The following is an 11,856-nucleotide window of genomic DNA, read 5'->3' as shown; positions in this document are numbered from 1 at the left end:
ATATATTCACTTCATTAAGTATCTATATCCAAATGGTAGTAGAACAGTATAATTTATTAACTTGCTACTTTACGGTTTAGTAATCATCCATGTAACACCGAATTTATCTACAACTTCTCCATAGTATGCGCCCCATGGCTGTAAAGCAAAAGGATACTTGGCTTCTCCCCCCTCACTAAGCTTGGTATAAGCCTCTCTTGCTTCAGATTCATTATCGTAGGTCAAAGCAAGACTGATACTTCGGCTGCCGGATACCGGTACAAAAGAATCGGAGATCATCAGCATATTGCTTCCAGCTACCGTCAAAGCAAGATGCATGACTTTATCCTTCATCGCCTCCGGTGTACCTGGAGCCTCACTAAATGTTCTAAGTGATTGAATTTCTCCTCCAAGTGACTCTACATAAAAATTAGCTTGATTCCTTGCATCCTCCGACATCAAATAAGCGTTTAATTGTGCTCCCATATTTTTAACAACCTTTCTATTTAAAATTGCCTTTCTATCAATACAACGAATATATATTGATGAAATCGACAAGGAAAAAATTTATTTTTAAAATTTTTTACTTCTTGAGTTGGTCCTCTAAATAAGCGCTCATAACCAATATTCTAAGTTCTTATGAGAATCCGTCCTTCGATCTTATCCTCTTTACTATCCATGGACATCATCCTTAACCCTTTTGAGCATGGTTAGTGTTCCCTGGGACCTGGTTATTTTAATTAACTGTTAGAAGTCCGACTAAATCTTTCTTGCATGCGTGTCGGATATTCATCGGGCAGACGGCTGACGTGATCCAAATGCTCCCACTGTTCCTTGGTTAACGCCCAACCAACGGCACCCATATTCTGTTCGAGTTGAGAAAGGGAGCTTGCGCCAACGATTGGGGATGTGATTCCCTCTTTACCCAACAACCAATTTAATGCCACTTGTGAAGGAAATTTTTCCGTTTGACGCGCAATGTCATTTACCGCTTCTACAATTTTGAAATTTCTCGGAGTAAACTTGTTATTGATAGCAAATTCGCCATTTAACTCCAATGAGAACCGGCCGAAATCAGGCTTGTCCAGAGAACTGTATTTGCCCGTTAGTAAACCTCCGCCCAGTGGACCCCATGCGATAATACCAACATTTTCATCGAGGCATAGTGATATGTGTTCACGATCCATCTCTCGATTCACTAAACTATATTGTTGTTGGATGGAAATGAATCGGATATAATTTTTCGCATCACTGTATGCAAGTGATTTCATCAGTTGCCATGCGAGATAATTGCTGCATCCAATGTATCTGACTTTGCCGGACGCAACGAGATCATCCAAAGTCCTTAACGTTTCTTCAATCGGTGTCAATTGATCCCAGACATGCAACTGATATAAGTCAATATAATCGGTATTCAACCGTTTAAGACTTGCATCAACGGAGTCTAAAATGTGCTTTCTGGAATTGCCTCTATCATTAGGGCTACTGCCTGTGCTCAATCCAGCCTTGGTTGCAAGAATGACCTCCGACCTTCGTCCTTGAATGGCCTTACCGACAATTGTTTCAGCATTACCATAAACATCCGCCGTGTCGATGAAGTTACCGCCTGCATCCAGAAAATGATGCACCATTCGAATCGATTCCTCTTCGCTGGCTGGATCTCCAAACATCATCGTACCTAAACACAATTCCGATACAAGCAGTCCACTATTACCTAATTTTCTATATTTCATATCATTTTCCTCCTTTAATAGTTCAAAAGCGCTTTCCCTTTTCCTAACATAGTTATAATTTTATATTGTAAAAGAGGAATAAAAAGGGTAGGATTTAATCAGAAATTTCACCTTTTTTAAAAAGGAGGGGGAAAAGATGATATCCTCCGAACAGTATTTAAGCATATTGTTATCACTGCCGACACTTCCGAAAAAAGGCGAGACTATTTCAGTCACCATCGGCGAATTGGCGAATGTTCTGTACTGCACCCCACGAAATGTCAAACTGATATTGCGCAAATTAGCAGAGGACGGATATATTCAGTGGCGAGGCGGGGTTGGTCGAGGACATCCCTCACAGATGACGCCTTTAAGGGATTTTAATGAAGTAGCAGTCGGGCACTTTCAGGATTTATTGGTGAAAGATAAAATAAAAGAAGCCATGAACATCCTCTACCTTAAAGATCTTCCCCTGCCTTTACGTCACAAGCTCCACCGTTTCCTTGAGAACCGATTTGGATTTCAGGTGGAACGCGCTAATGCCACTACAGTCGATGTGTTAAGGGTCACCATGAGACGTAAACCGGACTCTCTGGACCCAGCATTTGTATCCACCTCGACAGAAGCCTTTTTGCTTCAACAAATATGTGACACATTGCTGGTGTTCAACCCAAAGGAAAAAACATTCATACCGGGACTTGCACATTCATGGGAAAGCAATGACGATGGGAGCCAGTGGACGTTTTATTTGCGAAAAGGGGTCCGCTTTCATAACGGAAAGCTTCTGACATCCAAGGATGTATTATATACATTTCAAAGACTTCAGGAATTGCAATCTCCGTCACGGTGGCAGTATGAAGAAGTGATCCATGTTGAAATACCATCAGACTTTATCATAACCTTTCATTTACGGCAGCCTAATTTATTGTTTCTCCATTTTCTCAGTTCCTTCTATATGTACGTCCTTCCTCATGACGTCACTTTCTCTTCAAGTGGCATCATTGGAACAGGGCCGTTTCGAATGACTGAATTTACAAATCAAGTGCTTGTCCTGGAGGCATATGAGGATTATTTTCGAGAGCGGGCGTTGCTTGACCGGGTTGAGTTGTGGTTTGTTCCTGAAGACATCCAGGATGATCTTTATCAGCTTCCCGATTGGAGCGGGCAAGGAGAGAAAAAGGCAGCCGAAATTGAATATTTAATGGATGGCAGTCAATTTGTGGTATTCAATTTCAGAAAAAAAGGAATCCATCACAACCGATATTTTCGAAAAGCGATGAGACTAATTTTTGATCGGTTATCGATCATCGAAGAATTGGCAGAGAATCGCATCTCCCCGGCGAACAGCTTTTTGCCCGTTAAAAGTAAACAGGCCGACTATGAGCGGTCACCGATTGACTTGGCAAAGAACTATCTTAGGGAAAGCGGGTATTCCGGCGAAACATTAAAACTGTATTATTTGGACAAAAAGGAATTCGTAGATGATGCCCGGTGGCTGCAACAGCGCTGTGAAGCTGCCGGATTGACTATAACCCTACACCCCATTTCCTTTGATAATTACTATTTAACAAATGCGGATGAAGAAGCCGATTTGCTGATCATTTGTGAATCGCTTGAAGATGATACGGAGTGGGGTTATCTCAATTTGTTTCAGAATGAATCGAGCTTCTTGCGAAGATTTTTGAGTGATAAGCAACATTCGTGGCTGGATGAATTGCTTCTCCAGTTTGTTCAAACACCTTCCGCGGAGGAGCGAGATAAAATTATTGATAAAGTTGAACAGAAAATTCTGGATGAGGAATGGCTTTTATTTGGCTATCACATGAATAAGATTTCTCGGTATCACCCTGCACTCAATGGCGTATCATTTGATTCTTTTGGGTGGATCAATTTTTCAAAGTTATGGATTAGGAAAGACATGCAGGGATAACACTGAGCCAGGGACGTGGAAATCACAGAAGAAATTGATGATACTTTAGAAATTTTTACGAACAATAGTTTACCAATCTATTAAATTGTAATTAAAATCCTAGGCTTGGGTTTGGTACAATACCATATTCAAGCCTAAAAGGGTTACTTTTTAAAAGATATGATTGTTCAACTAAAACCCCGTTTAGTTGAATAAGACCTTTTAATCTTTAAAAGATTATCAGTTCAAGGCCCCCATATTACACGTATTCCAATGAGTTAAAATTCATAAGGATAATCTTTTGGCGGAATAATAGCAGGTTTACCTTTAAAATCAACAAATTTGTTCTTTGATTGAAAATAAACCACTTTGGCACCGATAAAATTATCTTGGTCGTTTGAGGTCACTTGCCCTCCGTAAATAATTACCCTTTTTTGATTCAGATCCATAGACATAGAAGGCATTGTTTTTATAATAAAGGAGTATATTTTTCCGATTTTGTATGGGTTTTTCGCTCCAGATGCTGAATTTTGAAATGCTTTCTCTACAAGTAAATTTAATACTTTTTTTCCGTCTCTATTCTTTTTAATCCCTTTAACAGTTCCTTGTAGATAATATAATCTTGCTCCCAGTTGAACCCATTTCCCATCTTTTCTAAGAGGCAGCTTGGATGCCCCATTCGATTTATTATGGCTAGTCTTAGTGGTGGTATTATTATTGATTGAAACCTTGGATTTGCTTTTTTCCTTGTTTGCCTTAATGTTATCATTCGACATATTGCTTGAACTACAACCCACTAAAGCAAAAACTAAAATTACGGACATCACCAAAATTTTTCTCAACAATTAGCCTCCTTTAATAATCATTTTATATATATATATTTTACCATATACTAACAAATGTCCTGTTTTATATAATAGTTATTTCGATGTATTTGAGCTTTCCCACTAGTTCCCCATCTATTTCCCTTCTTCAACAAACCTGCCGCGGTTGCTTATTAATAAAAGGCTCTATTATTTTTCATTGTTGATTTTCGTTTAGGTATGAGAATTCATAGGCGGAGAATTTCCGGCTAATGCATATAAGGGAGGCTTAAGAAGCAGATATAAGCGGAAATATTCCGATTAACTTCTCTAAAATAGGACAAAATCCAAGGATTTGGATAAGATAACCGGAAAACCTCCCCTTATTTTTAGGGAAATAGGAGTATTTCCAAATTTAAACGGAATTTTTCCGTTTATTTTTCAAACAGGTAAAATCAACATTCAGTTATAACAGACCCTAACAAAAAAAAGGATTGCCGCAGCAACCCTGATTCTTTGACTCTTGCACCCTTTAGTCTAACAAGAACTCATAGTGAAAAGATATTCCCTAATTTTTCACAGATCCTTATCTTAAAATATCCTCAATTCGAGCGAGTGTTTCATCATTTAACTTTACACCTGATGCTTTTACATTTTCCTCTATTTGTTCAGGGCGGCTCGCCCCTACAAGAGCACTGGAGACATTTTGTTGTCGCAAAATCCACGATAGTGCGAGGGTGACAAGTGACATGTCATTGTCGTTGGCGACCTCTTTTAGTAATTCCACTTTATCGAGATTCTCCTCCGTTAGTAATCCAAAAAGATTACTGTATTTTTCTTGTGATGCACGGCTTCCTGCAGGTGCCTGAGAACCCTTCTGATATTTACCAGTTAAAAGACCTTGGGCAAGAGGAGACCAAACGACTTGGCCAATACCATGTTTTTCACATACTGGGATGATGTCCTTTTCAATATACCTTTCAAGCATGCTGTATTGTGGCTGATTCACTACAATTCGGTCAAGGAGCTTTTTGTCTGCAAGATGCACCGCTTCTGTAATTTGCTCAGCTGTCCATTCACTAACCCCGATATATAATACTTTTCCTTGGCGCACAAGGTCATCTAAAGCCCGCAATGTTTCATCGAGTGGCGTTTCCTGATCAAAACGATGACAATAATAAATATCCACATAATCGGTGTTCAAACGTTTTAGACTCGCATGACATTGTTCCATTACATGTTTTCGGGATAACCCACGATCATTCGGCCCATCACCCATTGGCCAGAATACCTTTGTGGCTAAAACGTAGGAATCGCGTACGTACTTCTTTAGGGCTTTTCCGACTACAATTTCTGCTCCCCCTTGCATATAAACATTGGCAGTATCAAAAAAATTTATCCCAAGGTCATAGGCCTTATCGATAGAAGCTGTAGCATTTTCTTCCTCCACATACCCACCATATGTAAGCCAGCTCCCTAAACTTATTTCACTCACTTTTAGTCCTGTTCTTCCTAAACGACGGTATTCCATGTTCATCCCTCCAAATAATTTCGTGACACAAAATAAAAATACTATATGTTTTGTCTTATACACTTCCATCCAAACAGTTAGCTCTTTTCCATTTTTAGTTTTCAGCGTTACCGTTTATAAATAGAAAATTTCCCCATCCTAATGTCATCCCAATTTATATCCACGGCTTTTATTCCCAATCTTTTTGGTGGAGATTGCAAACACAAAGCTGTATAATCTGTGGATTTCCCAGTTGTTTATATTGGCTGTTGGAATGTATATGCAAAACAAATGATAAGTAAAACTAAAATACTATTCACTATCGTATAAAAATGCAATACGACAACATCTCTAAAAATCCTGCTTTGGATGTGGAAAATCTGCGGGCAGACGATCACCCGAAAAACACAGACTAGTTAGACTAATATAAAGTTCACAAACATGTCACTTATGCGAAAAAAATTGAACCTATATAATTACATTATTCTCTGAAAGAAAGGATGTTTTAATTGCCAAGTAATAAAAAAGAGGGCATAATTTTCGGGTTATTTATGTGTTTTGGAATGGTTCTTATTATGTCTGTTTACAATACAATTTTACACGGAGTTTCATCTTTTACAGTTGGTAGAGGAATTGTTCAATTTGTCATAATATTCCTCCTTGCTTTTGTCACGGAATCATTAGTAGAACCGAGAGCACGCAAAATTGCATTATCTCTCCCTTATGAAAAATCTAAAGAACTCAACTTTATTGTGGCGCTTGCTTTTTGCATGGTCCCTATGATGGTTCTTATTATGTCGATATATGGACTTATTTTAACGGCTATTATGACAGGAATTGAAGGTTCCGTTTTCAGCGCATACATTAAAACTGTTGGTTTAAACTCTATCGTGGCTCTTCCATCGCAATTACTAATTGTTGGACCAATATCACGTTGGCTTTTGACTAAATACATTAAACCATCTACGCAACATCTCAATACCTAAAAACAAGCAAGCTACTTTTTCGTAGCGTGCTTGTTTTTAGGTAAAACTTAATACACATTCATATGCTATGGATTAGTCCATTATTTCCTGTTTAAAAACTAACCTGAGGACGTTCGTATAATCAAGGTATCCGGGGTAGAACGTACCTGCCCGCAGGACAAAGATCTCGTCGAGCAAAATACGCCTTTCTTTAATACATTAAGCAGTTTTTTTGTTTCTTACTTTCACTCCCTCGGTAGGATACGAATATCACTCGTGTGCTCTCTTATTCGCAGAAATTCTCATAACCCTTGAAATTGTTTTTTTATTAATGATAATCCCCCTATTAATGCTTACCAGGAAAAATTAATCTACTAAAAAAGCTGCCTCCAAGGCCCCAGTATCTTCAAAACCACGGAAATACTTAATCTTGCCATCTTGCACTTCGCAAACCACGGCCCAATAGCTTTCAAACATTTTTCCGGTAGGACGGATCAGATGCTTAAATCTTCCCCAAGCTAAAGCTGTGGTTTCATCAGCAAGTACCTTATTGATTTCGAATTCCTGGGTATCTAGATCTTTCTGGAACTTGGATAATAGCGTCCTTACACCCTCTACCCCGTAATAAGTCCCATAAAAATGGTGTCTATCCGACTCCTTCTCGAATGCAGCGATAAACGTGGCGTCTTTGTGTACATAACTGAGGGCCTTATCCATATCCACTAAATTGTGGAAGTATTGAAGTAGCACTTGATCCGGTTTCATATAGCATCAATCTCCTTTTTTAGAGCTGGCATGTTATTACCTTTATTGGACTGCTTTAAGCTGGCTCGAAATAACCCCAAGATGTATAGCCTCATGCATCAGTGCGAAGTTAAACAACTCGCCGGAAGACACGAACTGGAATGGGCCCATGATAAAAGGCGATTCCAGGTTCATATCGAGCATTTCGGGCGTTAGCTCTGAGAAACGGATAAGCTGAGCCTTTAATTGTTCAAGCAGCTCTTCTTTCGAGGGTGGCGTAGTAGTCCATTCCGAAGGTTTGGTTCCGGACCCAAATAGCATTTCGTATTCAGTTGGAATGTCAGATTTAAGTCCGAATGATAACTGCGAGTATTTATCCATCCAGTACACTATGTGACCTATATTCCAGCGAATCGTGTTATTGAAACCTTTCGCTTGAATATCAAATTGATTTTCCGAAATGTTTTGAAGCTGACCAATCAAGATTTGACGTAGAACCTTTCCAGTAGTAATAATCGATTTTTCCATAATTAAAATTCCTCCCGTTAAATTGTTTTGCTTTCACATCTAAAGTGTAACTTTCTCTTCCACAAGCAACAATCACGAGATTCCGATTTAATTAATCGGTTTCAGTAATGATTCACTGGAATAAAATAGGTCATCTATTATAATAAAGAATGAAGATCAATTATTAAAAAGGGGAAGGGGAAGTAGGGGATGGAATTTAGACAGCTTGAGTATTTTGCCGCAGTTTGTAAGGAATTGCATTTCACAAGGGCGGCCGAGAACCTATGCACGACACAGTCTAATTTGAGTCAGCAGATTAAATTTTTGGAAAATGAGCTCGGGATGCCCTTGTTCGACCGTATTGGCAAGCGGATTGCATTGACAGAAGCAGGAAAGATCTTGCTGGAGCAAAGTGAAATCATTTTCGATCGTATCGACTATATAAAGGGAGCGATTACCGATCTGAAGAGAATGGAAGGCGGCATGCTAGACATTGGGATTCTTCCAGGAGACGGAGATTTGCTTTTTGATACATTGTTGATCAATTTCCACCGTACGTATCCCAAACTTTCCATTAGCGTTACGGAAACCGTGGATGTGTATGAACAGGTTGTCAACGGAACAAGGGATCTAGGAGTTACCATTGTCCCTACGAATCCTGATCCTCGTATCTCAATCATCCCTTTGTTCCATGAGGAGTTTGCTCTGGCAATTCATTCAGATCACCCCGTTGCGAAGTCAAAGGCGATCCCCTTTGAACAATTACAGCAACTTAAACTAGTAATGTTCGGTCCCGAACACCAGATTTCAAGGGTAGTTCATTCTAGTTGTAAAGAAAAAGGGATTACTATAGACAATTCTATTGTAACCTCAACGTTATCAACACTTCTGTCTTTAGTTGAACAAGGAATAGGAGCGGCAATTCTTCCGCGACTGCTGCTTGATTACCTGAAACGTGATAACATTTCTGCCGTATCGCTACTCAATCCTACACCAAGTCAGGATATTTGCATCATCTATCGAACGGACAAATTTATGGGGAAAGCTGCAAAAATATTTATAGACGAATTACAGTCTTTCATACAAAGTGTAGAGGATCTTTCTAATCGATCGTTGGGGTAATAATATGTAGAGCAGGGGCATGTTGAGATAGTAATGTGTTTTATTGCAAGTAAATCCCTTTTCAACTCCCCTGCCCTTTTAACGAGTACATTACTTCACTACAACCCAAAACTCGTGCTATTTACTAATTAAAGTAAACAAAAGATATACTGCTGCCCCTCACATTACTAGGGCTGATATTTTATTTAATATCAACAAAAATTTTCCGGATTTATCAAGTTCTCCACTTATTCGACCAATCAGTGCAAGCCCCAAAAACCAAATCCATGAAACCAATATACAAGCAAAAGCAAAGATTACTTTATCTTCCCCTTGGTATCTTAATGAACTTGTTCCGATTACACCTACAGTGTCCATGATGGCATGAGGGTTGAGTAAGGAAACTGAAGCTGCAAACAATACTTGTTTCTTTAAAGAAAATTTATTCGCACTTACTTCCCTTTCACTACTTGGTTTACTATTCCATGTGGTCCATCCCATATAGATTAAAAAAATACAACCTGCCCCAATTAAAATCATCTTTATCCAGTACGAGCCTAAAATAACAAATGAAACACCCAAAACAGATACTAGGATTAAGAGAGTATCACACAAAGAAGCTGTTATGATGACTGGTAGCGCATGAGCAAAACGTCGCTGAAGTACCCCTTGATTAAAAACAAAAACATTTTGGACACCAAGAGGAAGAATCAGCCCTAATGCAAGAATAAAACCATGAAAAAATGCTTCTAACATCTATGTTCTCCCTTTCTTATATAGGATTCAACGAATCTTATTTTATTTTGAAGTTTTGCTTTTGTCTCCAACCAATTGGATGGAATCCAAACCAACCAAGTAATATAATAATTAAAAAAGGAGAACCATCTTGATGTTTAAAAGCGATTGGAAGCCAAATAAGTCATCGTCAGTACCATTACATAAACAAATAACTGATTATATTAAAGAAAAAATATCCAATGGAGAGTGGACCTTAGGATATAAACTCCCACCCCAACGTACTTTAGCAAAAGTTTTAGAAGTTAATAGAAGTACAGTTGTAACTGCATATGAAGAATTAATAGCTGAAGGACTCATTGAGGGAAAAAGCGGCAGTGGAACAAAAGTAGTAAATAATACTTGGAACCTGCTAGCTACTACCCCTCCCCCTGATTGGAATTCATATGTAAGTTTCGGAACGCACAAGCCAAATTTGCCAACGATTCATGAAATAAATCAAGCGGAATTTTCCCCTAACATCATTCGTTTGGGAACCGGTGAATTATCGCCACATCTGATTCCTAGTACATCTATGAAAAAAGTATTCCATCAATTGTCGAATAAAGAAATTTCTTATGGCTATGAAGAGCCAAAAGGGTTGCTGCCATTAAGAGAACAGATAGCTAACTATTTAAAAACAATAGGAATTCCTGCTTCACCATCATCCATTTTAATCGTATCAGGTGCATTACAAGCTCTACAGCTTATTAGTGTTGGTTTATTGCATAGGGGTTCTACCGTATTAACAGAAAAGCCATCGTATCTTCATTCATTAAATGTCTTTCAATCAGCAGGTATGCATCTAGTGGGCATCCCTTTGGATAAAGAAGGAATTCAAGCCAATCTGATTCAACAATATAAAAAACAGCAAAAAGCTGCTTTACTCTATACCATCCCTTCCTTTCATAATCCTACTGGAACTTTAATGACATTGGAAAGACGCAAACAATTACTAGATATTTGTCATCAAGAACAACTACCTTTGATTGAAGATGATGTATACAGAGAATTATGGTTTGATGAAAATCCGCCAAAACCAATAAAGGCTTTTGACAAACATGGACTTGTACTTTATTTGGGGAGTTTATCTAAATCTTTAAGTCCTGGTTTTCGTATCGGTTGGATTGTTGGTCCAGAACCAGTAGTGGAGCACTTAGCGGATATTAAAATGCAAACGGATTACGGTTCCAGCTCTTTATCTCAGTGGGCTGCAGTAGAATGGCTTTCCAGCGGACTTTACTATGAACATCTTCACGAAGTAAGACAACAACTGAAAACTCGCAGAGACTTTACTTTAGATACTTTGAACAAGTATTTTTCTGACATTGCAGTTTGGGAAAAACCAACTGGAGGATTTTATATTTGGTTGCGTTTGTTACCGTCGCTCTCAATGAGAAGATTATTTGAAATGGCACTTACAGAAGGAATATTACTGAATCCGGGAAATGTTTATGATAACCAAGCTGATCAATATCTCCGGATATCCTATTCATTTGCCTCTCTTTCGAATATAGAGAATGGTCTTAAACGTTTATCGAAAATTGTAAAAATGATCTCCAAATAATGGCTTTAACGGAAGCTTGGAAGTTAACAGCTCGGGTAACAATACAACTAAGATTTTGATTTAAAGTGAATGGTTTCATGGTCTCCTTCTTGGCGTTGAAATAAAGTTTGAGCAAAAATGCCTTGCAAACTACATATTACAATAAATAATAGCAATCCATTTTGAAAATAGGATTGATCAAAATGGATTGTTATCTAGCAGGAATATGAATTACCTTTTTCTACCTAATTTCACATAAAGTGTCTTATGGTATTTAATAAGTTATACATTACAATGGTAAGAGCT

At 38.3% G+C, this 11,856-nt stretch carries 11 protein-coding genes; 4 read left to right on the top strand and 7 right to left on the bottom strand.

The genetic code is table 11. The features are described from left to right. Positions 1-69: 69 nt before the first annotated feature. Positions 70-465 (bottom strand): VOC family protein, encoded by a 396-nt coding sequence (locus NSQ59_RS05090; RefSeq protein WP_055738443.1) that lies wholly within the window; start codon positions 463-465, stop codon positions 70-72. 254 nt (positions 466-719) lie between these two features. Further along, entirely contained in the window at positions 720-1,712 is a 993-nt protein-coding gene (locus NSQ59_RS05085) for an aldo/keto reductase (protein ID WP_340829821.1), read from the bottom strand. Between the two features lie 136 nt (positions 1,713-1,848). Between NSQ59_RS05085 and NSQ59_RS05080 the strand changes: the two genes are divergently transcribed. Then, positions 1,849-3,621, top strand: a complete 1,773-nt coding sequence (locus NSQ59_RS05080) for an SgrR family transcriptional regulator (protein WP_340829819.1) — start codon at positions 1,849-1,851, stop codon at positions 3,619-3,621. A 257-nt stretch (positions 3,622-3,878) separates the two neighbouring features. Here NSQ59_RS05080 and NSQ59_RS05075 read toward each other — a convergent pair whose 3' ends face one another. Together NSQ59_RS05075 and NSQ59_RS05070 are read right to left on the bottom strand one after the other, a co-directional pair. Then, positions 3,879-4,442 (bottom strand): hypothetical protein, encoded by a 564-nt coding sequence (locus tag NSQ59_RS05075; RefSeq protein WP_340829817.1) that lies wholly within the window; start codon positions 4,440-4,442, stop codon positions 3,879-3,881. A 547-nt stretch (positions 4,443-4,989) separates the two neighbouring features. Continuing rightward, positions 4,990-5,934 (bottom strand): aldo/keto reductase family protein, encoded by a 945-nt coding sequence (locus tag NSQ59_RS05070; RefSeq protein WP_055738439.1) that lies wholly within the window; start codon positions 5,932-5,934, stop codon positions 4,990-4,992. Between the two features lie 488 nt (positions 5,935-6,422). Here NSQ59_RS05070 and NSQ59_RS05065 point away from each other — a divergent pair, with 488 nt between their 5' ends. Further along, positions 6,423-6,899: a DUF2798 domain-containing protein gene (locus NSQ59_RS05065; RefSeq protein ID WP_340829812.1), complete on the top strand. Its 477-nt coding sequence runs from the start codon at positions 6,423-6,425 to the stop codon at positions 6,897-6,899. Between the two features lie 345 nt (positions 6,900-7,244). Here the strand turns inward: NSQ59_RS05065 and NSQ59_RS05060 are convergent, their stop codons facing one another. Together NSQ59_RS05060 and NSQ59_RS05055 are read right to left on the bottom strand one after the other, a co-directional pair. Next, positions 7,245-7,643, bottom strand: coding sequence for a nuclear transport factor 2 family protein (locus NSQ59_RS05060; protein ID WP_340829810.1), 399 nt, complete (start codon positions 7,641-7,643; stop codon positions 7,245-7,247). Between the two features lie 42 nt (positions 7,644-7,685). Further along, positions 7,686-8,150: a DinB family protein gene (locus NSQ59_RS05055; RefSeq protein WP_340829807.1), complete on the bottom strand. Its 465-nt coding sequence runs from the start codon at positions 8,148-8,150 to the stop codon at positions 7,686-7,688. Positions 8,151-8,339: 189 nt separating this feature from the next. Here NSQ59_RS05055 and NSQ59_RS05050 point away from each other — a divergent pair, with 189 nt between their 5' ends. Continuing rightward, entirely contained in the window at positions 8,340-9,251 is a 912-nt protein-coding gene (locus tag NSQ59_RS05050) for a LysR family transcriptional regulator (protein ID WP_055738435.1), read from the top strand. Positions 9,252-9,410: 159 nt separating this feature from the next. On the opposite strand, the gene NSQ59_RS05045 is transcribed toward NSQ59_RS05050, so the two are convergent. Continuing rightward, positions 9,411-9,986 carry a LysE/ArgO family amino acid transporter gene (locus NSQ59_RS05045; protein ID WP_340829805.1) on the bottom strand — a complete coding sequence of 192 codons (576 nt, stop codon included), beginning with the start codon at positions 9,984-9,986 and terminating at the stop codon, positions 9,411-9,413. A gap of 133 nt (positions 9,987-10,119) precedes the next feature. Between NSQ59_RS05045 and pdxR the strand changes: the two genes are divergently transcribed. Continuing rightward, the gene (pdxR, locus tag NSQ59_RS05040; RefSeq protein WP_340829802.1) at positions 10,120-11,571 is read left to right on the top strand and encodes a MocR-like pyridoxine biosynthesis transcription factor PdxR; all 1,452 of its coding nucleotides are present in this window, start codon (positions 10,120-10,122) and stop codon (positions 11,569-11,571) included. Positions 11,572-11,856 lie beyond the last annotated feature (285 nt).

Origin of the sequence: Margalitia sp. FSL K6-0131 (assembly GCF_038008735.1) — a bacterium.
Lineage (GTDB): Bacteria > Bacillota > Bacilli > Bacillales > Bacillaceae_C > Margalitia > Margalitia shackletonii.
This window is presented reverse-complemented; position numbering and strand designations above follow the sequence as displayed.

Excerpts from the sequence above, each read along its gene's own strand:
- NSQ59_RS05080 (WP_340829819.1), top strand. The coding sequence starts at position 1,849 with ATGATATCCTCCGAACAGTATTTAAGCATATTGTTATCACTGCCGACA.
- pdxR (WP_340829802.1), top strand. The coding sequence starts at position 10,120 with ATGTTTAAAAGCGATTGGAAGCCAAATAAGTCATCGTCAGTACCATTA.
- NSQ59_RS05045 (WP_340829805.1), bottom strand. The coding sequence starts at position 9,986 with ATGTTAGAAGCATTTTTTCATGGTTTTATTCTTGCATTAGGGCTGATT.
- NSQ59_RS05090 (WP_055738443.1), bottom strand. The coding sequence starts at position 465 with ATGGGAGCACAATTAAACGCTTATTTGATGTCGGAGGATGCAAGGAAT.
- NSQ59_RS05060 (WP_340829810.1), bottom strand. The coding sequence starts at position 7,643 with ATGAAACCGGATCAAGTGCTACTTCAATACTTCCACAATTTAGTGGAT.
- NSQ59_RS05055 (WP_340829807.1), bottom strand. The coding sequence starts at position 8,150 with ATGGAAAAATCGATTATTACTACTGGAAAGGTTCTACGTCAAATCTTG.
- NSQ59_RS05070 (WP_055738439.1), bottom strand. The coding sequence starts at position 5,934 with ATGGAATACCGTCGTTTAGGAAGAACAGGACTAAAAGTGAGTGAAATA.
- NSQ59_RS05050 (WP_055738435.1), top strand. The coding sequence starts at position 8,340 with ATGGAATTTAGACAGCTTGAGTATTTTGCCGCAGTTTGTAAGGAATTG.
- NSQ59_RS05085 (WP_340829821.1), bottom strand. The coding sequence starts at position 1,712 with ATGAAATATAGAAAATTAGGTAATAGTGGACTGCTTGTATCGGAATTG.